Consider the following 24,605-nt stretch of genomic DNA (forward strand, 5'->3'; position numbering starts at 1 on the left):
CAGATGTTGGTCAATGCCGGGTCGGCCTGGACCTTCAAGCTTGCCTCGATGGTGGTCTCGCTGGGGACGACAGCCATTGCCGTTCGCGAATACGGCTTGGATGGCATGGGGTTGATCCTACTGGCCAGCCAAGTAGCAACCTATGCCGGTCTGGCGGAACTGGGCATTCCGTCGAGCTTGTCGCGCCGACTGCCCGGCCTGCTGGCGGCCAACAACTTGAGCCTCGCCTATCGTCTATGTGCCTCGTGCCTGCTGGTGTTACTTTGCTCGGCAGCGGTTGGCTTGCTGTTGGTACCGGTGGCGCTGCTGATGCTTCCCTCCGCCTTTGCCATTCCCACGGAACAAAAGGACACGGCCGGGGTGCTGTTTGCCCTAACGATCGGGGCCATTGCGCTGCAGATGCCGCTGCGCATCGGCTATGGCATGCTGTCCAGCGCGCACCGGTTCGCCAGCTACTTCGCGATCGAACTCGGGGCGCTGGTGGTCAAGATGGTCGCTGTCGTGGGCTGCCTCTACTTTTTCGATCCGCCAGTCTGGGTCTATGTACTGCTGACGATCCTGCCTATCCTTGGCGCTGCGCTAATCGAATATCGCCTGGGCCGAAGCGTGCTGCCAGGCTGGAGATTCTCGCTGTCGCAGGTGTCCCGATCGTCCATACTGGAGCTCGTCTCGTTGTCTTCGGCGGTTATGCTGGGGACCCTGGCCAGTGCCGTCGTCCTGAATGGCGGCGGGCTGGTGTTGGCCGTGTTCTTTGCCCCACGCCTGGTTGCCGAATATACCCTGCCAACGGTTCTGGCCTTTAGCCTGATGGCCTTCGCGGCTTCGGCATCCGCCTTTCTGTCGCCGATTGCTAGCCAACTGGTGGGTCATGATGACCGGCGTCTGTCCCAAACGGTGATGCTGACCTCGCGCTACTCCGCCCTGACCGCGGGAGCGATCCTCGTAGCCGCTGCCGCGCTAGGCAAAGTCATCCTGGAGTTGTGGCTCGGCCCCGAGACCACTCCGCAAACCCTGGAAGCCATGTACCACGTCCTCCTGATCGCCTCGCTCAGCGGACTGCTGTCCATTCCAGGCACAACAGCGCGTGGCGCCTTGGTGGCGATGGGCCACCATTGGCGTGTGGCCTATATCGAGTTGATCACAGGCATGGTGGGCCTGGTCGCGGGCATTCTACTGGCGCTCAGTCTTGACGCTCCCCCGCCGCTCAGCGTGGCGGTCTGCTTCTGCCTTTCCAACCTCGCACGAGGTATTTTGCTCGCGACGTTGTTCAGTCGGTCGGTCGAGTCCGGCGCCCCATTCTACCAAGCCAATCTATTGTCGATCGCACCGGCTGTGCTGGCCGGCCTGTCCGTGGTCGTGGCCTATGCATACTGGGGCGAAGGCGGCCTGGTGTCCGCGCTTGCGGTCGGTGTGCTGGCCGGTACCGCCTTTATTATCGTGGGGACGTTCACCGCTGTCGAACCCCACCATCGCCAAGAGATGCTACAACGAGCCGCGCGACTGCTGCGCGCCCGGAGAGACCCACGATGATCGTTGAACCACGCCCCAGAACCTGGAGCAGGGCCAAGGCACTGGTAGCCTCGGTGCGCACCAAATCCTTTATTCGGGCGTTCGAAATCGAAATCCTGACCGACATAAAGCTGGCTGGCGACAGCCTTGACATAGGCGGTGGCAGAAAAGCGCAGTATCGCGAATTGATCACTGGCTATGACACGGTCGCTTCGCTCAACATCGATCCGGCGCTTGAGCCCACGATCCTTGCCAATGCAAACGAGACGTTCCCGATCGCCGACAACAGCTACGACACCATCGTCTCGTTCAACACACTGGAGCACCTGATCAACGACGTGCACGTGGTCCACGAGACGTTCCGCATCCTGCGTCCACACGGAAGGGCACACATATTCGTGCCTTTCCTCTTTCCAGTGCATGGATCGCCACAGGACTTCCATCGCCATACCGGTCTCTATTGGGACGACCTGCTGCATTCCATCGGCGCTGAGGAGGTGGTAATCGAGCCTATGGTTTGGAGCCCGTCCGTCAGTGCTCTGGCGACGCTGGGCCATGCGCGATGGGCGAAATGGCTGGCGCGCGCCATCGTGCTCTATACCGGCCTCGTGCAGCGGCGTCCTGCGCCGCGCGACGCCAATTTCGCCATGGGCTATTTCATTCGTTTCACCAAACCCGTCGCCTAGAGCGTTTCATTGTGAAGCTCACTCGGGGGATTCCCGTTTTGGTTGATCTGTAATTCAAGTTGATGCTGGATTGGAGGCCAGCATCGATGACGGGACCTCTTTCGCGTGATCTTCGAGAGCGTGTTGTGGCGGCGGTGTTGGCCGGGGATAGCTGTCGAACGGCAGCGAGCCGATTTGATGTTTCGGTGTCGTCGGCCATCAAGTGGAGTCGGCGCTATCGGCTGACGGGCTCGGTAGCGCTCGGCCAAATGGGCGGACATCGCCGACCGGTTCTGGCGGATCCCGCGCTTTCATTCTGGAGCGGATCGCGCAAACCCCACACCTGACGCTGCATTGTCTGAAGGATGAGCTGGCGGCGCGTGGGGTGAAGGTGTCCCATAATGCGGTGTGGATGTTCATGAAGCGCGAGGGGCTGAGCCTTAAAAAAAGTCCCGTTCGCGTTTGAGCAAGGCCATGCAGCCGTCGCCCGGCGGCGCAAACGCTGGAAGTCCATCCAGCCCCATCTCGATCCCCAGCGACTGGTGTTCATCGACGAGACGTGGATCAAGACCAACATGGCCCCGCTCCGCGGCTGGAGCGCAAAGGGCGGTGGTTGCGCGGCTACGCCCCCCAGGGCCAATGGCGAACCATGACCTTCGTGGCGGCCCTGCGCTGCGATGGGGTCGTCGCTCCCTGTGTCTTCGATGGTCCGATCAACGGGGTCAGCTTCCGCGCCAGGGTCGCCCAGCAACTGCTCGACACGATCGGCCCCGGCGACATTGTTGTGATGGACAATTGGGGCAGCCACAAATCCATCGAGATCGGCCGCGCCATACGTGCTCGTGGCGCAAGACTTTGGTATCTGCCTGCCTACTCCCCCGACCTCAATCCAATCGAGCAGGCCTTCGCCAAGATCAAGCACTGGATGCGCATAGCCCAGCGCCGATCCGTTGACGATACCTGGCAACAGATCGGCAAACTCGTCCAGACAATCGCTCCCGCAAAATGCCAAAACTACATCGCAAACGCAGGATATGGAGCCACCTAAACGTGAAACGCTCTAGCAAAGCGGGGGGCTGCAGAAGCCTATTTTGACTTGATGAAGCGCCGCGCCAGTTTTCCCATGCCTTCGCGCAGGGTCAGGTCGAAGCTGTTGCGGCCGCCATTCGCGGGATCCCATGGCGTTCCCGCCAGCCGCTGGCGCCAGCGTTCCGGGCTGCGGGTGGCGACGCACAGGTGATAGATCGCTTCGCCGCGGCCGTGGTTGGACGTAGTCAGAACCGGCTCGAGGCCATGGTGGCGAAAGAGTCGTTCGAGCCCGAGCGGTGTGAACCGCCAGAAGTCGGAGAAGCTCTCGGTGGTGTGCTGTTCCTGCAGAAACGGCACGACCACCACGACCGTATCGCGCGACATGGCGCACAGATTTCTGGTCGCGGCAAAAACGTCAAATACGTGCTCGAGCGTGGTATGGTTGAGTACCACGTCGTAGGCTTGGTGCAGCGTCTGCGGGAGGTCCGCCTCCAGGTCTAGGCGGACTTCACCTGGCACACCTTCGCCGCGCTCACCACCGTAGTTGGATACGTCATACCGGCGCACATTGGGGAAATAGTCGCGGTAGTGCCCGCCCTGCTTGTCCTCATCGAGCCAGCCGCTGACATTGATCATGTCGCCCTCAAATAGCGGACCGAGCTTGCGCAGGACATCGTTGGACCATAGCCGCGGCAGGCGAAAGCGGTGGTCTTGCAGAAACCGGGGTAGGTCGGCCATCACCACACTCCGTCGATGGATCGCGTCGCGGCAGGCGCAGCAATTTGGGAATAGAACCGCAACAGGTAATGTGCCAGCGTCTTCGCTTCGCCTTCGAAATCCGACGATCGTTCGGTATGAACGTTCGCCTTGGCCAGCAGAGTCGAATAGAGCTGGATGCTCTCCGAGTTGGCAAAGGAAGCGGCGACATAGCGCTCGAGCGCTGCGTCGTCCCGGCCATAGCTGCGGAGAAGATCCTTGGCGTCGGCAACCAGATTGCGCGGATCTGTCACCCGCCGCACCATAGTGGGCGGCAATGCATTATAAGGACAGTCGCCGAAGGTGAGCACTGGCCGGCCAATAATGGCTGCCTCCAACGCAATCGAACCGGTAATCACCGCCACCATCGCGGCATTCTGGATAAGCAGCCGGGCGTCCAGCGACGGCTTGACGAGCCGCACGCGCGGAATATTGAGCAACGACCGGTAGTAGTCCATGGAACGCTTCCCCACCATCCAGGGATGTTCCTTGACCAGCAGAATTTGGTCGGCCGGTAGGCACATAGCCAAAGCGCGGATCACTTCGATCTGGTTGACATAGGGCCTGCCGTAGACCAGCAGCGACACTTCTGGCTCGGTATGGAGCGGGAAGAAAGTGTAGCGGGTAGAAGCGAGCTTGGTCTCCGGGAAGTAGGCCGCCGCCAGCGATCGCCGCGATAGACGCGCCCGCATCGGGTTGATCACGGCCGAATGTAGCAGCATCGTAGTGGGATTCACCACATGGTTGTCGGAATGACTCAGGGTTCGCCGGTAATCCCGATGGTTGGCGATGGTGGCCCGCAGCGCCGCGAGCGGAGACCGTCGCGCCCGGTTGAGCTTGAGCGCGGGCTTGTCCGAGGCCCTGACCACGCCCTCGTAGCGGCCATGGACCTCGCGCACCCGCTGAATATGCGCCCTGGCCGCCTCGCGATGCGGTGCCATGGCAATTTCATCTTGCATGGCCTCAAGAAATTCCGGCGCAGGATCATTGAGACGCGTGGCAAAGCTGACGCGGTCGCTGATCCTTGTGGGGCGAAGGTTGAGCACGGCGAGCTTGCGCGAGCGAGCCACCAGGTAGGCCAGGTAGTCGAGGAAAGTCACGCAGATAAACCCCACAAGGGCTTCGGGGCGCAGCTCATCGAACAGCGCCTCCACGCGCCGAACGCCCTCGGCCAGTATCGAGAGCATGGCGTCGTCGCCAAACCGGCGGCGGTAATCCTGGGTGAATGTGCAGTCCGGGCCCATCCAGAGCCGGCGGTCCGCAACGAGCGCGCCGAACAGGCCCGCATCACCGCCCAACTGGGCTTCCTTGCTCGCTAGCCAGTCCGCGTCGGGTGGCGCCGCGGTCTTGGCGGTGACTTCCCATTCCTTGAGCAGGCTGTGTCCTTGCGAGGCGAAGCCGGGGTTGTCACGGGTGTACTTGGCGAATGCCCAGCGGTCCGAAACAATAAAGCCTGCGGCGTCGCACTGGCCGAGCTGCTGCAGTTCGTTCCGAACGCTTTCGAAGACCTTGAGGCTCTCACTCTGAGCGCAGAACAGAATTCTCATCGGCTGTAGCGATCAACATCGAAGTGTTGCAGGTTGCGGCAGATCCACTCATAGGTTCGCGCAAGTCCGTCGGCGAAGGATACTTGCGGCCTCCAATCGGTCATGCCGGTAATCTTGCTGTTGTCGCACAGGAGCCGGTCCACCTCGCTTTTTGCCGGCCGGATTCGCTCGGGATCCTGCTCAATGTGCACTTGCACACCTGCAATGCCGGACAAGATCTCAACGACTTTGGCGATCGTATGCTCTTCGCCTGAACCGATATTGATCGTCTCACCCATGGCCGCATCGGACAGGGCCAGGGCGCACATGCCAAGGGCGGTGTCCGAAGCATAGTTGAAATCGCGGCTGGGCGTAACCGACCCCATTGAGAGCCGTGTCTTGCCTGCAGCGATCTGGCTGGCGATCGTGGGGATAACGGCGCGTGCGCTTTGGCGCGGGCCATAGGTGTTGAACGGGCGAGCGATCACCAGCGGCAGTTCAAAGCTCAGGTGATAGGATTCCGCCATCTTGTCAGCCGCAATCTTGGAGGCCGAGTAGGGCGACTGACCGACCAGAGGATGCTCTTCGCTAATCGGCACGAATTGCGCTGTGCCGTAGACTTCCGAAGTCGAAACGTGAACAAGACGATCGAGGGAGTCACTGGCGCGGCAGGCCTCAAGTACGTTGGTGGCGCCAATGATGTTTGTATCGACATAGGAGCGCGGAGCCAGGTAGCTATAGGGAATGGCGATCAGGCTCGACAGATGGAATACGTACTGTTTCCCTGCCGCCAGCGCCCGGATCCGCTCGGCGTCGCGAATATCGCCCACCTGCAGATCGACCTCCCGTAAAATCTGCGAAGGTATGTCCTTCAGCCAGCCAATCTCATTCCAAGAATTATAGAGCACCAAGGCCGTTACCTTGGCGCCGCGGCTTACCAGCAACTCGGTGAGATGGCTTCCGATGAAGCCATCCGCGCCTGTAATTAGAACAGTCGAGCCGGAAAAGTCTTTGGGCATGTCAGTTTTCTTTCTGTCCAAAAAGCGCCCGCACCCGCTCAAGATCGTCGAGAGTGCCTATATCGCTCCAGAATTCGTGTAATGGATACGCGATCACTTTCAGATTCGCTGCAATACATTCTTCCATCAAGTCGGTCATATTGTAGAAGTTCCTCGTTGGCACCCTGCTGACTGCCTCTTCCGACAGGACGTAGATGCCGGCGTTGCACAAAAAGCGCTGCGAGGGTTTCTCCTCGATTGCGGTCACCTGGCCATCCAGGCGCGTCGACAGCACGCCGAAAGGAATCTTCACGATATGATCGACCGTGGCAACGGTGAGCGCGGCGCCTTCTTGGGCGTGAAACTGCGCCAGTGACCCGAAATCGCAACTGGTGACGAGATCGCCGTTCATGACAATCATGCTTCCCCCAACTTCGACAAGCGAGAGCGGCCCCGCAGTGCCAAGCGGCGTGGTCTCGCGCAGATATTCGATGGAAACACCGAAGGCGGCGCCATCGCCGAAATGGCGTTCGATCTGTTCGCTGAGGTAGTTGACCGACATCAGGATGCGCTCGATGCCCGAGCTCTTGAGGCGGCGCACCTGCCGCTCCAACACGGGCATCTCCCCCACCTCCACCATGGGCTTCGGGATGGTCTCGGTCAGCGGGCGGAGCCTCCGGCCCTCGCCACCAGCCATGATCACTGCGGTTTTGATCGGCGTTTCGTGAAACGCCATATCGTCCTGGTAACCCAGATCTGTCAGGTGCACGATGCGCAAAAAGCGCCCTTCGCCATCCACCACCGGTGCTGCCAAGACGTTGCGCTCCTTGAGGGCGCGGACAATGTCTTGCTCCCGCCAACCAGGCCTGACCACGACAGGAGTGGCGTTCATGAGCATTTTGGCCGCGACGTTCATAGTTGCGCCCCGCAATAAGGCCCGACGCACATCCCCATCGGTGATCGTGCCTAGCACATGCTGCTGACCGTCGACGATAACAGCCAACCGGCGCCGGCTCTGCTCTATCGCCGTTACCGCGTCGAGCAGGGAGGCTTCCGGTCCAAGCGCCCGCTCACTCATCGAAACCAGCCATCCTGGCTGCGCCCTTCCAACATCATCCGCTTGCGAATAAGGCTCTGGTCGAGCGAGACTTCGGCGAGCACCTTTGCGACGCACTTGCCTGCACCACCCTTGAAGTAGGGATTGTCGCCGTCGCGGCTCCGCTGCCTGAACTGATCGTCGAACAGGCACTTGTTGACCGCCTCGAACACCTGATCGGCGTCATAGTCGGCATCGATCACATTGTCGCCGCGCAGCCTGCCCTGCTGGCGCGAGCCAATGTTGACAGTCGGACAACCAAAGGCCGGCGTTTCCTTGATGCCGGACGACGAATTGCCCACGCATGCGACACGAATCTGGGGGTTGCGCGCCAGGGCGAGCACGCCGTGATAGAGACTGCGACCTAGCGACCGGTGCAACTGCACATTGGCAGGGCGCTGCAGCATGAAAGCTTCAAGTGCGTCCACGATGGTGCGTCCGCCCACATCATTATTGGGATAGGTCAGCACGACCTGGACGCCATTCGAGGCCAGGCGGCCCATAGCTTCGAGCACCGGCGCAATCTGGCCGGCTGAAGCTTCGAATTCAGTAGTTATGGAGTGCTGGGTGAACAGCACGACCGGCCGCGACAGGTCCAGATCGAGACGCTGCTGCACGTCCCGCTCGCTGGCGAAGCGTCCCTCCTCGATCAAGTCAATGGCCGGGAAACCAACATTGTGTACGCGCCAGGGCTCTTCGCCCATGGCCATGACGCGGGTCGCTGCTTGATCGTTGGTGGTAAAGTGGAGATGGGCCAGCTTGGTCATGGCGTGGCGGACAGAATCATCCAGCGCGCCGCCCTCGGTGATGTCACCACCCTCGATGTGGGCGGTTGGAATGTTCATCTGCGTGGCCGCGATCACTGCGGCAAACCCCTCGAAGCGGTCAGCATAGACTACCATTATGTCGGGATTGATACGTTTCAGCGCGCGGCTGATCGAAAGCACGCCGCTGCCGATGGCTACGGCCGTTGCGACCTTGGAGGTCTCACCCATCTCGATGATAATTTCCTCGTCGATGCGGAAGCCATCCCGCTCGATTTCCTGTCGGGTCGAGCCAAATTCCGGATCGAGATGCGCTCCGGAAACGATCAGCAAATAACTGAGATCAGGATGTGCCTCTATTGCACGCAGAATGGGGTATTGCAGACCGTATTCGGCGCGATTTCCGGTGAAGACGGCGATTTTTCGTTTAGTCATCGGAGGGCGCAATCCTTTGCCTTGCCATTGCAGCTATCATCGTCAGCGGATCTATTTGGGGAGTCCAACCCAGTTCGTGTCTCGACCTGGAGATATCGAGGCTGAATTCGGGGCTCGGAGAAGCGTCAATCCGGCTGAGAATTTGACGATCCGGTCGCCCCGCTCCCGCGAGAGCTGCTTGCGCGACCTGCCTTACACTAACAGATTGACCATAGGCCAGATTAAAGACGCCGACAGCTTCTCCCACCACGGCCGAAACGAACCCGCGACCCGCGTCAGATGCACATAAGAGATCAAGCTGGGCGCCTGCACTGCGAACCAACAAAGGCCCGTGACGGGTGATCTGACCCAGGATATCGCTGCACACGGTGTTGGCGGCGGGCGGGTCGGACAGGACGTTGGAGAGACGGAGCACGACGCCGCCGCGGCGCAGGCAGACGTTTTCGCTGGCCAGCTTGACCTGGCTGTACGCGTCGGCGCCGCCGGGAGACCGGTCCTCACTAATCTTCCCCGCCAACTGGCCGTAGACTGCCGTACTGGAGGCGTAGACGATGCGGCGCCAGGGTCGCGCGCACAGCGCCTCGAATAGGGCCAGCGCCGCCTCGGGCGTCGCGCTGTCGACGCTGTTGCGGTCGGCTGGCTGCGCAAGATGGACCAGGACGTCGCCGTCCGGCACGTCCCGATAGTCACCAACCTTGATCATATCGGCGCCAGCGCGACTGCGGCTGGCGCCCACCATCACATGGCCAGCGCGTCGCCCGGTCGCCAGGACACTGCCGCCGACGATCCCCGAGGCGCCGGTCACGATGACACGCATCGGTGCGTCAGTCCCCGCCATCGGCCCGCAGGCGCCGTTCGAGCAGAAACTCTATGATCTGAAAATCCAGCTCGTTGTCGATGTCAAAGGTCTTCTCGGCCGACACCTCGTAGCCGATGACGACGCCTTCAAGCAGGTGGTTGCTGGTGCGCAGATAATCCGGCTTCAGCACATAGACCCCTGCAACATGCTCATAGACGGGCGGAGCCGCCTGGCGCGCCAGCACCGTAGGGCCTCTTGACTTCGACATCCTCAACGCGCCCGATGCGTCCGGCTCAACCAGGTTGAAATAGGGATTCCGGCGCGCCGGACCCACTGTCATCACGGCATCGACCGCAGTGCGGTTTGCGTCAAACAGGCTAACGGCTCCGACATAATCGGAGATCTCAAGCAGGGGATTGGTGCAATCGATATCGACGAATGTGCCAAAGGTTCGCCCGAGGGCTTCCTCGGAAGCAGATAACGCGTGCTGCCAGACCTGAAATTTTCCCGCCGACGATGTCGCCAGATCGGCCGGACGCCTGAATGGCACCAGCGCCCCTGCCTGCAGCGCTGCGGCGGCGATATCGTCGGAATCGGTGCTGACAACCACGGCATCAAACAGGCCCGAAGCCAGCGCGCGCTCTATGGTCCACGCAATGACCGGCTTGCCCCGCAGATTTCTGATGTTCTTTCCGGGTACGCCCTGGCTGCCGCCACGTGCGCCGACAACGCAGAGCCGCGCGCCCTCGACTCCCTGTGCAGATAACACTGTCATCTCGATCTTTCTGGCGACGGTGAATCCGTCGGTCAAAACTGTAAAATCATACCGGACTGTTGCTCGCAAGGCCTTCCTTTGGCCGCCAGCTCGATTAAGGTGCAGCGCAAGAATCCCCGAAAGGAGCCTCTTCAAGTCATGACGGAGCAGACGTCAAAACAGCGTTCTAGACCGAGGTTCATCAATAGCCATTACGTGTTGCGGTTATTGGCTGTCGTGTTGCTGCTGGCACTATCCGTCAAATACAAGGAGGTAGGACTTGAGGCCACCCGGCCCTTTCACAACGTGACCATTGCTTTGCTTGGCCTGGCCGGACTTTATTGTGGCGTGGCCCGGCTTCCCATTCGCTTTCATTTCCATCCAATATCCATCCTGCTTTATCTGGGCGCGGGCTACCTGTTTTTTGCGGACGCGCTGGCCGGCGAGCGGGGTTTCAAGGATGGCGTCTACCTGATTGCCAACTCGGTAGCGGTCTATTGGCTGCTTGCGGCCGTGGTCGAGGCGCTGACTATGGACCGCTTCCTTAGCGAGGCGACCCTGGTGGCAAGGCTGTTGGGCGTTGTTGTCGCGTTACCCACGCTCATCATTTGGGTTTGGCCCGCGGCAGGACTGGGCATTATCGAGCCCAGTCCGTCCTACCTGGCCCGCGCCCACGGCCTGCTTGGGGATCCCACAAATTTTGGCTGCTTCTGCGCCGCGGCCCTGCTTTTTGTCGCGGCGCGTTCGTCTGCCCTCCCGGACCAACCGAGCTGGAGCGGCGACCCACTGAACCAGGTGGTCATGGCGATCATGATGCTGGGGGTCATTGCCAGTGGCAGTCGCATGGCGATGCTGGGTGGTGCCACCGGCTTTGCCTTGCTCCTTGTGTTCAGGCAGTTGCGCTGGAAGGCCGTTTTAGTAGCGGCTCCCACCGGCGTCTTGCTCTACCCCGCCCTGCTCTATCTGAAAGCGCGCGAACTCAACTATCTGGGAACCGACATCCCCAGCGGCGACGCTCCGTCGATCGAGGTGACCTCGACAGGTTCGCCAACGGTCGCTGAAAACGAGGCCGTCATGGCCCAACTGGCACAGGGGGCCTTCCGTATCGAAGAGGGAGGCTCCGAAGCACGGCTGGGCCTGTTGGATTTTGGCATTTCGACCTTCCGCTCGCTTCCGATACACGAGAAGTTTCTTGGCTGCGGCTACACGTGCATTGAATCGTTGGGGCGCTCATCTCACATCGGCTATCTCGACATGCTGGTGAACTATGGGCTCGTTTTCCTTACGGTCCTTGTCGGCTTGCTTTTAGCCGCAACGATTGCCTCGATCTGGTTGGCCAAACACGGCGGCGCAATTCCGCTCGCACTACTGGGCCTGTTCATAACCACAACGGCCTTCCTGTCCTGGCCCTTCAACAGCTTCTTCAACTATCCGTTCTTTTGCGCCCTCGTGAGTTTGGCCTGCCTGGCAGCCTTCTGCCGGTCTCCAGTTCCAGGCTACCTTCGACACATCGAGGAAAATCGCTCGATGGCGCGCGTGTTGCTCGGCGCAGTCGGGCCAAAACTGACCCCGCGCTAGAAGCGGACTAACCCGACCCATTGACTGCACGGCCAGTCTAGGCCACCCAGCGCACGCAAGAGATCAAGAGACGCGGACAACATGAACCTCGAGACGCTCAAACTGGCCATTGTCGGTCTCGGCTATGTAGGCCTACCGCTTGCGGTGGAGTTTGGAAAGCACCGCCCGACCATCGGTTTTGACATCAATGGCCACCGCATATCGCAGTTGCGCACGGGCCGGGACGTGACCCTTGAATGCACTCCCGCCCAGCTGGCTCAAAGCAGCTACCTGCAGTTCTCTAGTGATTCCGCCGATCTGGCTGATTGCACGTGTTTCATCATCACCGTCCCCACCCCTATCGATGATCACAAGCGCCCGGATCTGACGGCCCTGCAGAAGGCCAGCGAAACGGTGGGGCGGGCGCTCAAGCCCGGCGATCTGGTGATTTACGAATCGACGGTCTACCCAGGCGCTACCGAGGAAGAGTGCATCCCGATCCTCGAACGCACCTCTGGCCTGCGCTTCAATGTGGATTTCTTTGCCGGCTACAGCCCCGAGCGCATCAATCCCGGCGACAAGAAGCACCGCCTGACGGAAGTCATCAAGGTGACGTCCGGCTCGACGCCGGAGGTGACGGAGATCGTGGATGCGCTCTACCGCCAGATCGTTACCGCTGGGACGCACAAGGCCGGCAGTATCAAGATAGCGGAAGCCGCCAAGGTCATTGAGAATACCCAGCGCGACGTCAACATCGCCCTGATCAATGAACTGGCGCTCATCTTCAATCGCCTCGACATCGATACGGAAGCCGTGCTGCGGGCCGCAGAGACCAAATGGAACTTCGTGTCCTTCCGTCCCGGCCTGGTGGGGGGCCATTGCATCGGGGTAGATCCCTATTACCTCACACACAAGGCGCAGGCCATCGGCTATCATCCCGAGATTATCCTTGCGGGACGTCGGCTCAATGACGGAATGGGGGCCTATGTAGCCGCACGACTGGTTAAGGCCATGCTGCAACGCGGGATCGAAGTCAGTGGCGCTCGAGTACTGGTACTGGGTCTTGCCTTCAAGGAGAACTGTCCCGACATTCGCAACACCCGCGTTGTGGACGTGGCCGATGAGCTTCGCCAGTATCAGCTGGAGGTCGACATCTTCGATCCCTGGGTCGACCCGATAGAGGCGGAGGCCGAACTGGGCATCGCGCCGATAACGGCGCCGCAGCCCGGACAGTATGATGCCATCATCATCGCGGTCGCCCACCAGGAATTTTCGCGCATGGGGCCAGACCAGATTCGTTCGCTGGGAAAGCCGCAGCATCTGCTGTATGACCTCAAATATGTGCTGGCCGCTTCGGCTAGCGATCTGCGACTTTGAATCCGGCAGATAGTCTCCCTTCGGTTTGGCACAAGACTCTGTCCACGCGTTCGACCCCGAGAAACCTGCCGAATTCATCCATACAGGTGTGTTGGTGATTATTGTTGTCATCTGCGTGGTATCGGCTCTCTGGACCATTGCCATTACTGCGCTCATCTTGAGGTTTGCCGGGAACCTGAAACTGGTTCAAGCGGTCAACGATCGATCCTCGCATGTCAGGCCCACGCCCACGGGAGGCGGCGTAGGCTTCGTGACGGCAAGCGCATTGGCCAGCGGCTTCGCCGTGACGGCGCTCGGACAGCCGATGCTGGTGCTGACCGTCTTGGCATTGGCGATCGCCGCCCTTGGCCTCGCAGACGATATCCTGGAGCTCAAGGCCGGCACGAGGTTTGCGATACAGGGTCTTGCCCTCGCCATTCTGGTTTGGCAGCAGCCGATTGAGATGCTTGGGCTGCCGTTGGCTGGTCTGTCCCCCATAGTTGTTGGCCTGCCGGTGGTCCTGATGGGCTTGTGGTGGGTCAACCTGTTCAACTTCATGGATGGAATTGACGGCCTGGCGGCCAGCCAGGCCCTTCTTATCCTGCTCGCCTCGTTCGGGCTTGTCATGCTCGGACAGCCGGATGCTGCGGGAGAACCTGTGCTGTGGTGGATGCTTAGCCTGGCAGCGGCGCTGGCAGCCTTCCTGGTATTCAACTGGCCACCGGCCAGTATATTCATGGGAGACGTGGGCAGCACTTATCTCGCTTTCGTCATTTTCGGCCTGGCACTCGTCTGCGCTGCGTCCGGTTGGATTGCGCTACCCATCTGGGCCATATTGGGCGCGACGCTGATCGTGGATACAAGCGTGACCCTGATCACACGGATGTCGGCCGGGGAGAGGTGGCTTGCCGGACATCGGCAACACGCCTATCAGCATCTGTCACGCCATCTTGGAGGGCATCGTACGGTCACACTTCTGTACGGGGCCGTAGTTTTGCTCTGGCTCGTTCCCATCGCATCACTGGCCCATTTTCAGCCGGGCATTCTGTGGCCCTGCGTGGTCGTGGCCTATCTTCCACTGCTGATCGCGGCAGTGTCGCTCAAGGCAGGACGTCGCGTGCCATGATTAACGGAACCATACAATACATCATCGGCATGCCCCGGCACTGGAAGCGCGTGGTGCAGGTTGGTAGCGATGTCGTCGCGCTGTGCGTCGTTCTGTGGGGATCCTATTCGCTGCGCTACAACACCTTGTTCGTACCGGATGCGGATCAGGCTTTGCTCATGGCGGCCGCGCCCTGTGTAGCCTTGCCGATTTTCATCCGCATGGGCCTCTACCGGTCGGTCATCCGGTATCTTCCCGAACGTGCTGTGTGGACCATCTTTCAAGCGATGACCCTGGCCACGTTGGCCTGGGTATTCGTCGCTTTCCTGACGTCCTTGGCGGTTGGCGAGACGGTACCCCGGTCGGTGCCAATCATCTACTGGGCTCTGGCCACCATTGTGATGGTCAGTACACGCTTTGCAGCCAAGATGATCCTCTGGCCCAGAGAGAAAGCGACGTCGGTGGGCGGGCAACTGGTTATTTACGGCGCGGGGAACGCGGGACAGCAACTTGCCGCTGCCCTGAGGGGAAGCGGCAAAGGTCTGGTAGTCGGCTTCATTGACGACAATCCCGGCCTGCACGGCCGCGAGGTTGCTGGAATCCGGGTGTATCACCCCGAGTACCTGCAAACGCTCGTGCGCAACTACGGCGTGGGCGAAGTCATCCTGTGCATGCCGTCCGTCAGCGCACAACGCCGGCAGGAGCTGTTGGCGAGCTTGACGCCGCTATCGCTGCGGATAAGGATCCTGCCTGCAATTGCCGATATCGCCGCCGGCAAGTACCTCATCAGTCAGGTCCGGGAAATCGATATCGATGAGCTGCTCGGCCGATCTATCGTGCCCGCTGACGGAAACCTGCTGCGGACCATGATCGAGGGTCGGTCTATCATGGTCACCGGCGCAGGAGGGTCCATCGGCTCGGAGCTCTGCCGACTTGTTGCGCGTTGGAAACCAGCCCGTCTCGTGCTGTTGGAGGCCAACGAATTTGCGCTTTATCAGATTGACCGTGAGCTTCGCAGCGCAGAATTGGCACCGGTTGCAGTCCTCGCGTCCGTACGCGACGGCGAGACCGTTGATGCTACGATCAAGCAGTATGGCATTGATGCCATTTTTCATGCCGCGGCTCACAAGCACGTTCCCCTGGTGGAGGAAAATGCCCTTGAAGGCATCCGGAACAATGTATTCGGAACCCAGGTCCTGCTCGACAGGGCGTTCCATAACGGGGTCAAGAACTTCATTCTCATTTCGTCCGATAAGGCCGTGCGCCCAACAAACGTTATGGGGGCGACAAAGCGCTGGTCGGAACTGCTGGTTCACAGCTACGCGGCGCGCGCGCAGGCAGAACAGACCGGGCAAAAATTTGCCGCAGTCAGATTTGGCAATGTCTTGGGTTCAAGTGGCTCGGTCGTTCCGCTGTTCCGGGAGCAGATTGCCAAGGGTGGCCCTGTGACGCTTACCGACGAAGGCATGACTCGCTACTTTATGTCCATCCACGAGGCAGCCGAACTCATCGTGCAAGCAGGAACGTTGTCTCAGGGAAACGACGTCTTCCTCCTGGACATGGGCAGCCCGATCGCCATCATGGATTTGGCAACGAACATGATCAGATTGGCCGGTCTTTCAGTGCGCGATGCGCATAATCCTGCCGGTGACATCCGCATCGACGTGATGGGCAAGCGCCCAGGTGAAAAGATGTTTGAGGAGCTGTTTTACGATCCGCATACGGTCGAGACGACAAGCCACCCAAAGATCATGCGCGCATCGCCCGCGGCAGCGATGGATATCTCACCTCAGGTAGTCTTGTTGCGGCGAGCGCTGGAAGCGCGCGACGAGATTGCCGCGAGAAGCATTCTGTTTGACGTGATAGCCGAGGGCAGAAATCCACTTAACGATGCCCCGATGGATGTTCAGACAAACCGAACTGCCTCTCAGACAGCAACTTGATTGTATCTGGTCAGCTTCACCAGGGGCTTAGATCTCGGTGACTTTGAGCGGTCAGAGCCAAAATTGCACGCCGCGCAAGGTAATGGGCGAAGATGGCACAGACTCGTCCTCGGTCTCAGGGAACGGCACATGCACTTGCCGCTCCATCCGCCCGGGGCGCACCAGAGCGGCATCGAGCCGCTCGAAGAAATTGGTGGCACCGATGATCATCACCGGCTAGCCCGAGCTGCGGACGCGGTCGATCTGCTTGATGAAAAGATTGACGATCGGCGTCCACCATTGCCGATCCCTTGCATCGAGCGTGGCGCGATCGGGCAGGCCATCGAGTTCATCGATGAAGCCGACGCAATTTTCGGTCTCGAGCAGCGTGTCGAAGAAGCGGACGATGGCCTTGCTGACGCCGCCCAGGTGTCCATCGCTGCTGTCGAACCAGTCCCCCATCGTCGCCGATACCAGATGCCAACCCGCCGAGCGCGCCAGAGCCTCGACAATCATCATCTTGCCGGTCCCCAGCGGGCCCCTCCAGCAAGGCTAAGCGCAATTGCTGCGGGTCCAGCGTGCCGCCCCAGACCTGGTTGAGATCATCGAGACAGCTCATCGCCCAGCCCCGAAGAGCAGCCGGAAGCGGCAGATCTGCGAGGCGCGGTCCGGCGCTCCGCTGCGCGGCACCCCGGGCCATCCGCTGCTTTTCCGCGAGGGCCTTGATGCGCCGGACGCAATTGCGGGCCGAACTGCCGGACCGCATGGCCATGACCAGATCGGAAAAATCGAGCCTTTCGATGTCCTCGAGCGCAAGGCCATTTGCCCGCTGGCCGCAAAAGGCACGGATGGCGCGATTGGGGGCGGCGACATCGATCCGGGGCAGCTCGAGCCGCAGGTCGATCGCGCCCTGGACTTCCACGGGCAGGAGGTCTGACTGGTCCGTGGTCGAAAGAAGACAATGCACCCCGCTCATCAGATGTGTCTGCATTTCGGGCACGATCCAGGCATTCCTGTCCTTCTTGACCTTAGTCACGGACAGCGTGCGCACCTCAGGGTGGGCGAGCTTGGCCTCCCGGCTGAAAGCCAGAGCCCAGGTCGGGCTGGGCGAGACGATGTGAGTGACCTGCGGCACGTCCGAGCGCAAAGCGGCCCGGATCGCGGCGGTCCTGCCCTTGAGCAGCGCCTCGACGGGCAGCCGATCGGGCCGCACGGGCTGGGCATCGGTCGCGGTCTCGACCGCATCGGCATTGTCGAACTCGTCATCCTCGAGGACGAGGGTGATGCTTTCAAAATTAGCCATGATGCTTCCTTGGCGGCCGCGCATTCACGCGCCACAGCAAAAAGAGAGGAAAGGGAGAGTCGGGTGGCCCGGAGCCACCCGTTACGGTGTGGGCCTCAGGTCCCGGAACCCCAGGTCTCGGGGTCCATGCCGCGAGCATCGGCCATTGGCCGCCAAAGCTCGGGTTTGACCCTTGAGCCGGCCACGAAATTGGCGGCGCCCGATGGCGTGTCTAAACCGACATCCACGGTCAGGACCAGATGATTGCCCTCACGGACGAGGCCGCCATCGGGCAAAAGGTCCTGGCGCTCCTTGAGCGCGGCACTGCCGGCCGAGGGGACAGGTTCGAGCTGGACCTGACTTCCAGCCAAAACCCAGAACTTGCCGTCGGCGATCCTCGCCTGGGCGGTAACGCCGCAGCTTTCCATGATGAGGTGCTGGCCTTCCCCCTGCCCGTCCGGTGCGGCTTCGAGCGGCTCGGGTTCGAACGGCCCAGGATTGGTCCTGCCGAACGGTCCTGCAGCGGGGGCAACGGGATCAAGCACCCCAGCCTGTTCGATGCGCTCGAAGAAGGTGGCGCCGAAGCGATCGTTGGCCATATAGGGACCGGAAGCGAGCCGATCGCCGGCCGGGAGAGCATTGATGAGCGTCAGGCCCGGATGCTTGATCACCATGCGGGCAGCGAGGCGCTCGGCGGTGCGGGCCTGGGCTTCGCTCAAAAGCTGTTGCTTGTCTACCGCCGCGATGATGCGATCGGGCAGGCCGTTGCGCCTCAAATGCGCGCCCCAGGCAATGCGGCAGGCCGTATCGCCGGAGCGGTCGACATAGACCGTGCGGCCATAAAGGGCGAGGTAGATGCCCTTCTGCCGCAGCCGCGGCTCCTTGACGAAATAGGAGCGGTCGATGCCCGAGGCGAAGAAAATGTCTGGCTCGGGCGCAATGACCTTGAGATGCTGCACGCCCTTCTTGGGGGCTTCGGAGGTCGATGTTGCCTTCTGGCGCAAGGGCGGATTGACCCTCCGCGCCACCTGGCTATGGGCATCGATGAGGCCGGAAGAGGTGTTGACGAGCGCGCCCTCGCGGATCAGGGCCATGAGAATGCACAATAACGGCGGTCTTGGCGCTGATGGCCCGTGCTTGGGCAAGGTTCAAAACCACACAATCACAACGAAGACGGGCGTCACGGTGGCGCCAAACGGTCTCGACATCGCGTTCCGGTCTTTTGCCCGTGGCCATTCGCTGCTACCTGACCCCGGCACGATCGGGCAGGAGACGACATGAGAATTGCCGCAGTGACAGGATATTACGATGTGGGCCGGGGTGGCTATGACAATCGCACGCCGGATCAATATGTCGCCTGGCTGAATCAGACGCTGCAAGCGCCGCTGCGTTTCATCATCTTCCTCGACCCCGAGTTTGATGCGAGCGCCGTTTGTCCCAAGCCCGGAGACCGAATCGTTCGGGTCGCCAAGCACGATCTGATCATGTTCGGCCATCGAAACCGGATCGAGGAGATCGTCAAGGACAGCAAGGTCGTCAATCGGCGCGATATCGCCTTCAACCTCGTCGAATATGGCATGATCGTCATGTCCAAGCCAGAGTTGCTCAAACGCGCGGCCAAGGACACGGACGCAGAATACCTGTTGTGGGTGGACGCCGGGCTCTGCCGGTTCATGCCGGATCTTACGGGCAAGACGGTCAGCGTCATGCCTTCCGAGCTTGAGGGTATGCGCATCGGTCTCAACACAACCTGGCACCTGGCGCAACGGATGCGCATCGGCAAGTTCCCCCGAACGATGATCGGACGGACACTCGCCATGATGAGTGCCGGGGATCTGATCGTGCGCCGAGACTTCGCGGAAGAGTTATCCGACCGCCTCGAATTCCTCGTGGAGAGGGAATGGCTGCCAGCGGGGTTGTGGGACAATGAACAGGTGGCGATCGGCAATCTCTTGTTCAGGGGAGGCCTACCGGGCGCACGCGTGTTGAGGACCGATGTCGGCGGCGGCGGCAATACCCTCAGATGGCTGTTTGGCGCCCTGCCCTACCCCTCGCGAACACCACTCTATGTCCAATGGCGCCTGCTGCTCGACGAGTTTCGCACTCGGCTTGCGCCGGCGCATGAGTGCTATCTCCGTGGCGACTTTCCGGAGGCGGAATTCAGGGCCTGGCAGGAACAGAAGAAACGTCATGGGAGCGCGTCCCGCTGAGGCTCAGCTTGGGGAATTGAGGCAGGTTCCACTCTGCTGAGTCTGAGCAACGGCGGCATGTCTTGAGGGTCTTAGTGGGGCGCCCGGGGTGCTGCTACGGCGCGGGGCGATAGCTGGAGAGGACCGAGAGCCGCAGGGACTCGGCTGAGGCGCGCGCCGCCATTTCCTGGGCGCCTTGGGACGATGCAATATCGACAGGCGTCAGCTTGCCGCTCTGATAGGCGATATCGGCGAAACGCGTGGCTTCGAAGAGGATGCGATCGTCTCGGGAGATGGTGACGCTTGCCTCAACCCGCACATTGACGGGTCGGGCCACTGCGAATGCATTCGACATCGATCCGGGCAATGAGACCGTGCTTGCCGCGATGTCGAGGACCGGGTCATTTGGCCCCGCTTCGCCCGGAAATGCTAGTTTGAGACGGTCGAAAATGATCTGCTCGAGGCGGCTGTCGGGGGAGGCGAAGTTGAACCTGACCGATTCCATGCCTTCGCCGGACCTGTCGCCATAGACCGGCGCGAAGCTGGTGCAGGCAGTGAGAAGACTGGCAATCGGCGCCATTGCGGCGAGAAGAAGAAGCTTCGTTCTTGTCATCGTCCCCGCTCCTATTCAAGCCAGCTACTGATTGGCACGGCACCGGAATAGCCGACGTCGAATCCGGCCGGGGCCAGCAGCCGGAACGTTGCAGTGGCGCGCAGATCATTGGGGGAACTATGCGTCGGGCCGGTGCGGGTGACAGCGCCGGAGAGCACGAGGTAGCCATCATTGTAGGTCAGGCCGCCCCCAACCTGCAGGTAGCTGCCAGCATTGATGTCCCAATAGGCGTTGCCCGAGACAGACCAGTATTCGGCGACAGGTGCAGAGAGCTCTGCACCGATCTCGTGCATGTCGCGGATACTGCCGGTTGCCGGCGTCGCAGCGGCGAAACCATAATTGAGGGCGCCCGACCAGCCGTCGCGGCTGTAGCTCAGGCCCAATCCGGCGCGGGCAACGGCAAGATTGCTGGTATCAACCTGGAGCTTGGCGCCACCCTTGAGCGTATCTGCAATTGCGCCATAGGCGCCGACGACGGCGTAGGAGGCCGCGTTCTCGAGCCCCGAGCCGACGCCCACCTGCTGCCGATTGGGTACGGCAGAGGCATTGGTGCCGGCAAGCTGGAAAGATTGGCCACCGACCAGTTCGATATAGCTGCCGTCATCCAGGCTGGCGAGATAGCGGCCGCCGACATTAAGGCGCAGTCCGGTTTCCTGCCGATCAATGCCCGTGAAGCGGTTATAGATGAATACATTGGTGTCGTCGAAGACCAGACTTTGGGAGTCTTCGTTGGTGATCCCGGGGGCAGTATTCGGAGCACCGCGATAGACGATCTGAGCGATCGGCTCGATGAGATGTGTCACCCCGCCCCCATGGGCAGCCAGGGGGTAACGCACATCCAGCGCAGCGATCGGGGTGGCGCTCAGAAGGGCCTGCGCCGCCGGCGCCGACGCCAATCCGCTGCCGTCATCATAATTGGCACCGTCCAGCCGCAGACCAAGGAAGGGCGTTACTACAGCGCCGCCAGCGATCCACTGGTTCTGCCAACTGGCCTGGGCCATGCCGTGGACGCGGTTGCCAGCATAGCCATAGTCGTAGGGGATGCCGTTGACAGTCGTAGTCGAGTGGGCGGCACGCGACATGGCCAGCAGCTTTCCCTCGACTACCACGCGCCCTGCTCCATCGGGCAGGGTGAAGCTACGCGACACTTGCACGTTCGGCAGTGCTATGCCTTGCTGGTCCCGCGTTTGCTGGGTGTTGTCGCCCAGAAGATTGAACTGCTGGATACGCGCGTCGAGATAGGTGTCGGACGTCAGGTGGGTCGCATAGACTTCGTTGACCGCCGATCGCCGTGGATCAAGCAGGTAGTCCGCGAAATAGGCGCTGTCGGTGAAGATCGAATAGGCGGCACCCATGGTCCAGTCCTCGACCGGCCTGAACTGCCCATCTGCCTGCACCGCGCCGCGCCAGTCTCGTTGCGCATCGGCAAAGGTGAAGGCGGCCTTGTCGCGCTGGTAAAGACCGGAGGCCTTTATTCGGAACGAGCCGCGATCGAAGCGCTGGATCCATTCTGCGCCCATCAGAAAGCCCTGCCGGCTCATCAGAGTGGGCGAGAGGATAATGCTCGTGTTGCGGCTGGAGTAGACGGTGAAAGGAAACTCAGCCTTAACCCCGATTTCTTCGGAATAGCCCAGGCTCGGCTTGGGAATGCTGTCGAGCGCCTCATTGCTCATGTCGGGCAGCCAGAGATAGGGCAGCCAGGCGACGGGAATGCCGAGCAAGGCAATACTGGGTTGCTCGAGGATGATCGAATTGTCCTCGGCATTCTGAACGATTCGGGCGGCGCTGATCGACCAGCCGATCCGCTGACCCTGTGGGCCAATACATTCTCCGCAGGGTGCGTATTGCGCATGGGTGAGAATGGAATTGAGCACCTGGTCGAACTCGGCGCTATCGGCCGTGATACGCGAACCGTCATAGGCGGTCAGGGTCATGCTATCGAGCACAGCCCGCTTAAGCCCGCCGGTGAGGTCCAACGTGTCGCTATAGGAGGTATTGCCCGAAGGATCAGTGACTGTGACATCACCGATCAATTGCATCGCGCCCTCACTGCGGCGATAGACCAGTTCGCGTCCGGTCAGCACATAGCCACTGACGCGAAGGACGACGTCGCCGCGCGCGGTGATGACGTTGCTAACGGAATCAAAGACCAGTTCATCGGCTTCGATGGCGGTCGGCGCAGCCGGATCGATCGGCGCGGTGAAGAAGTCCTGCGGCAACAGCCCTTGGGCCAAAACGGCAGCAATGCCCGAGGCGCTGGCCAACACCAGCGCCGATCCGAGCAGCAGGGCGCGCATGCTGGACCTCATCGCAAAGCCCCTCCCGCGATCCTTGCCGTGAAATCCCGGATTGCCATGTTCACACTACGCCGACTTCAGAAAACGCAACGCCGTCCAAAGCCGAAACGCCCGTGGCCGACAAACTACCGGCCAATCTAGAGGCGGGCAATGAAGAATGTGCAAACCTCTGCCCGGTGTGGCCAAATCGCTGCACCGCCCCTCTGGGACAAGGTCAGAGGGATAGGGGCGCCGCTTGCCGTGTTCCCGAAGCCTCGATATGTGAACGTCATGACCCAGGACTTCAACAGCATCGTCTCCACCATTGCGCTGATCGCCGTCCTAGCGATAGCGCCCGTGGCACCAGAAGCGGGGAACACGCTGTTCCTCATAGCCGGAGCCCTGGGACTTTTTCTGATGTGGCCCGACGCAATGGCGCAGGTTCGGCGTCCCATTGTTTGGATGCCACTGGCCGGTCTGGTCCTGGTCGCCGCCGCCTACGGTATTAGCGCCGGGGCCGACGGGCTGGTCGGGCTCCTCTATTTTGCGCCACTGCTCGCGATCTGGCCGCTCGTGACATTGCTGCAGTCAAGTGAGCGCCCCCAATTGGCATTGATTTCCGGCGTCCTAGCGCTTTGCGGGGCGAGCGGTGCCGCGATCATGGCGATGTTCGAAGTCCAGTCGACTGGCACGACGCGAGCGGGTGAACTGGTGGCCAACCCCATTCATTTTGCTGATGTGGCCCTGCTGGTGGGATCCACGGCGCTCATTGGCGCCCTGGTGGTCAAGTCGCCTTGGAGGTTTATGTTCGGCCTGGCACCAGTTTTGGCCGTGATTGCGGTGCTTCTTTCAGGGACAAGAGGCGCTGTAGTTGCGGTTGTCGCCATGCTGGTGATCGCATTCGTGACTGCGGCACTTCTTCGGCTTTTTTCACGCCGCCTGTTGCTGGTCTCTGGGGTCTGCCTGCTAGTGGCGGTTGCTGGGTTCTGGATGCTGGGCGGCGCTCAGATATCGGGGGTTCAGCGGGTTCTGGCCGACATCGCCGCTACTCTCTCCAGCGGCGCGCCCACCGACAGCTCGACTGCACTACGCCTGCAGATGTATCTGGGCGGCTTCAGGGCGTTTCTTGAAGCTCCGATTGTGGGACACGGTCCGCTGGCCTTCACTGCGGTGGCCGACAGCCTCGCGGATACCTCCTTTGGTGGCGCACCACACCTACACAACGACCTGGTCGACATGGCCGCCAGCGGGGGGACTTTCGGGGTTGGCGCTTATGTTCTGTTCCTGCTGGCGCCGATCGCGGAAATCATCTGGTCTCCGGAAAAGCCGAGCAAGAGAGCAAACGTGGTCCTGATCGCGACGCTGGTGGCCGGCTTCTTCACCATGGGACTAACGAATGCCATGTTCGGTATTCTCACCGTGACCGTTACCTTCGCAGCGATCTGCGTGATCACCGGGCTGCTCACCGCACCAGAATAGAAGGGCAGAAGACCCTGGGGCAGCCGAGGTGGGCGTGGGCCACGGTGACAGGGGTAGATTGACTGAAGCCCTGGGTCCTCCGCCGCTTGTCTGGGCGGCGGCAAACCTTTCTCTTCAGCCCCGCCTTGGTCTCACAAAACCTACCCCTCCAGATCATCCCCCGGCTCCCCCAGAGAATAGAACCTTGAGAGGGTTCTGGCCCATTTGAGATGGGTGGCATCGAGCCCGATGAGATAGGAAGTGCTGATATAGGGCCGATCGCCCAGACGCGGGTGGCCGATAACCGTGCCGACCAGGACGGTGCCGCGGGGTAAGACCGGGACGAATCGCCAGTCGTGCAAGCGCGGTGCCATCTCCAGAATATCGGGGCCGGGACGCCAACCGGCGCGCAGACGCTGGATGGATTTTCGGGCGGCCACGATCTTGCGGCGCATATGCTCGCTCAACCTCTCCTCATCGACATCGATCAGGCTGTCGAGGTCCATCAGGCCGATA

Annotated in this window: 19 protein-coding genes and 2 pseudogenes; 9 read left to right on the forward strand and 12 right to left on the reverse strand. The window is 61.0% G+C overall.

Going from position 1 to position 24,605, the window contains the following annotated elements:
- The first annotated feature begins 3 nt into the window (after positions 1-3).
- The 3 genes and pseudogenes from QZ564_RS07570 to QZ564_RS07580 all read left to right on the forward strand — a co-directional run bounded on the left by QZ564_RS07570 (position 4) and on the right by QZ564_RS07580 (position 3,222).
- Complete coding sequence (locus tag QZ564_RS07570) at positions 4-1,530, forward strand: hypothetical protein (RefSeq protein ID WP_297107211.1); 1,527 nt, start codon at positions 4-6, stop codon at positions 1,528-1,530.
- A complete protein-coding gene (locus tag QZ564_RS07575) occupies positions 1,527-2,195 on the forward strand; it encodes a methyltransferase domain-containing protein (protein ID WP_297107214.1) in 669 nt (222 codons plus the stop codon). The genes QZ564_RS07570 and QZ564_RS07575 overlap by 4 nt, the downstream gene beginning before the upstream one ends.
- A gap of 86 nt (positions 2,196-2,281) precedes the next feature.
- Positions 2,282-3,222, forward strand: a pseudogene (locus QZ564_RS07580) (IS630 family transposase).
- 38 nt (positions 3,223-3,260) lie between these two features.
- Here the strand turns inward: QZ564_RS07580 and QZ564_RS07585 are convergent.
- From QZ564_RS07585 to QZ564_RS07615, 7 genes are read right to left on the reverse strand one after another with little or no spacing between them, the layout of a single operon-like run.
- Positions 3,261-3,941, reverse strand: a complete 681-nt coding sequence (locus QZ564_RS07585; RefSeq protein ID WP_297107217.1) for a hypothetical protein — start codon at positions 3,939-3,941, stop codon at positions 3,261-3,263.
- Entirely contained in the window at positions 3,941-5,506 is a 1,566-nt protein-coding gene (locus QZ564_RS07590; RefSeq protein WP_297107218.1) for a hypothetical protein, read from the reverse strand. The genes QZ564_RS07585 and QZ564_RS07590 overlap by 1 nt, the downstream gene beginning before the upstream one ends.
- Positions 5,503-6,504: a GDP-mannose 4,6-dehydratase gene (locus tag QZ564_RS07595; protein WP_297107221.1), complete on the reverse strand. Its 1,002-nt coding sequence runs from the start codon at positions 6,502-6,504 to the stop codon at positions 5,503-5,505. Before QZ564_RS07595 ends, QZ564_RS07590 begins: the two co-directional genes overlap by 4 nt.
- Position 6,505: 1 nt before the next feature.
- Positions 6,506-7,561 carry a nucleotidyltransferase family protein gene (locus QZ564_RS07600; RefSeq protein ID WP_297107224.1) on the reverse strand — a complete coding sequence of 352 codons (1,056 nt, stop codon included), beginning with the start codon at positions 7,559-7,561 and terminating at the stop codon, positions 6,506-6,508.
- On the reverse strand, positions 7,558-8,778 hold the full coding sequence (neuC, locus tag QZ564_RS07605; RefSeq protein ID WP_297107227.1) for a UDP-N-acetylglucosamine 2-epimerase: 1,221 nt from the start codon (positions 8,776-8,778) through the stop codon (positions 7,558-7,560). The genes QZ564_RS07600 and neuC overlap by 4 nt, the downstream gene beginning before the upstream one ends.
- Positions 8,771-9,595: an NAD(P)-dependent oxidoreductase gene (locus QZ564_RS07610; protein ID WP_297107230.1), complete on the reverse strand. Its 825-nt coding sequence runs from the start codon at positions 9,593-9,595 to the stop codon at positions 8,771-8,773. Before QZ564_RS07610 ends, neuC begins: the two co-directional genes overlap by 8 nt.
- Positions 9,596-9,602: 7 nt before the next feature.
- The gene (locus tag QZ564_RS07615) at positions 9,603-10,352 is read right to left on the reverse strand and encodes an acylneuraminate cytidylyltransferase family protein (protein WP_297107233.1); all 750 of its coding nucleotides are present in this window, start codon (positions 10,350-10,352) and stop codon (positions 9,603-9,605) included.
- A gap of 78 nt (positions 10,353-10,430) precedes the next feature.
- On the opposite strand from QZ564_RS07615, the gene QZ564_RS07620 reads away from it, so the two are divergent.
- The 4 genes from QZ564_RS07620 to QZ564_RS07635 all read left to right on the forward strand — a co-directional run bounded on the left by QZ564_RS07620 (position 10,431) and on the right by QZ564_RS07635 (position 16,292).
- Positions 10,431-11,909: a hypothetical protein gene (locus QZ564_RS07620; RefSeq protein ID WP_297107236.1), complete on the forward strand. Its 1,479-nt coding sequence runs from the start codon at positions 10,431-10,433 to the stop codon at positions 11,907-11,909.
- 81 nt (positions 11,910-11,990) lie between these two features.
- The gene (tviB, locus tag QZ564_RS07625) at positions 11,991-13,265 is read left to right on the forward strand and encodes a Vi polysaccharide biosynthesis UDP-N-acetylglucosamine C-6 dehydrogenase TviB (protein ID WP_297107239.1); all 1,275 of its coding nucleotides are present in this window, start codon (positions 11,991-11,993) and stop codon (positions 13,263-13,265) included.
- 94 nt (positions 13,266-13,359) lie between these two features.
- Positions 13,360-14,370, forward strand: a complete 1,011-nt coding sequence (locus tag QZ564_RS07630; RefSeq protein ID WP_297107242.1) for a hypothetical protein — start codon at positions 13,360-13,362, stop codon at positions 14,368-14,370.
- Positions 14,367-16,292, forward strand: a complete 1,926-nt coding sequence (locus QZ564_RS07635) for a nucleoside-diphosphate sugar epimerase/dehydratase (RefSeq protein ID WP_297107245.1) — start codon at positions 14,367-14,369, stop codon at positions 16,290-16,292. The genes QZ564_RS07630 and QZ564_RS07635 overlap by 4 nt, the downstream gene beginning before the upstream one ends.
- Positions 16,293-16,343: 51 nt before the next feature.
- On the opposite strand, the pseudogene QZ564_RS07640 reads toward QZ564_RS07635, so the two are convergent.
- Both QZ564_RS07640 and QZ564_RS07645 read right to left on the reverse strand, forming a co-directional pair.
- Positions 16,344-16,790, reverse strand: a pseudogene (locus QZ564_RS07640) (ATP-binding protein).
- An 879-nt stretch (positions 16,791-17,669) separates the two neighbouring features.
- Positions 17,670-18,647: a DUF4357 domain-containing protein gene (locus tag QZ564_RS07645; protein WP_297107247.1), complete on the reverse strand. Its 978-nt coding sequence runs from the start codon at positions 18,645-18,647 to the stop codon at positions 17,670-17,672.
- A 183-nt stretch (positions 18,648-18,830) separates the two neighbouring features.
- Here QZ564_RS07645 and QZ564_RS07650 point away from each other — a divergent pair, with 183 nt between their 5' ends.
- Complete coding sequence (locus QZ564_RS07650) at positions 18,831-19,763, forward strand: WlaTC/HtrL family glycosyltransferase (protein ID WP_297107250.1); 933 nt, start codon at positions 18,831-18,833, stop codon at positions 19,761-19,763.
- 94 nt (positions 19,764-19,857) lie between these two features.
- On the opposite strand, the gene QZ564_RS07655 is transcribed toward QZ564_RS07650, so the two are convergent.
- Both QZ564_RS07655 and lptD read right to left on the reverse strand, forming a co-directional pair.
- The gene (locus QZ564_RS07655) at positions 19,858-20,355 is read right to left on the reverse strand and encodes a hypothetical protein (protein WP_297107252.1); all 498 of its coding nucleotides are present in this window, start codon (positions 20,353-20,355) and stop codon (positions 19,858-19,860) included.
- Between the two features lie 11 nt (positions 20,356-20,366).
- Positions 20,367-22,652: an LPS assembly protein LptD gene (gene lptD, locus QZ564_RS07660; RefSeq protein WP_297107257.1), complete on the reverse strand. Its 2,286-nt coding sequence runs from the start codon at positions 22,650-22,652 to the stop codon at positions 20,367-20,369.
- A 150-nt stretch (positions 22,653-22,802) separates the two neighbouring features.
- Here lptD and QZ564_RS07665 point away from each other — a divergent pair, with 150 nt between their 5' ends.
- Positions 22,803-24,110 carry an O-antigen ligase family protein gene (locus QZ564_RS07665; RefSeq protein WP_297107260.1) on the forward strand — a complete coding sequence of 436 codons (1,308 nt, stop codon included), beginning with the start codon at positions 22,803-22,805 and terminating at the stop codon, positions 24,108-24,110.
- Between the two features lie 140 nt (positions 24,111-24,250).
- Here QZ564_RS07665 and QZ564_RS07670 read toward each other — a convergent pair.
- Positions 24,251-24,605, reverse strand: a 355-nt coding sequence (locus tag QZ564_RS07670; protein WP_363311772.1) for a DUF6634 family protein, incomplete at its 5' end; no start/stop codon positions are given.

The organism is uncultured Devosia sp., assembly GCF_913055165.1.
Lineage (GTDB): Bacteria > Pseudomonadota > Alphaproteobacteria > Rhizobiales > Devosiaceae > Devosia.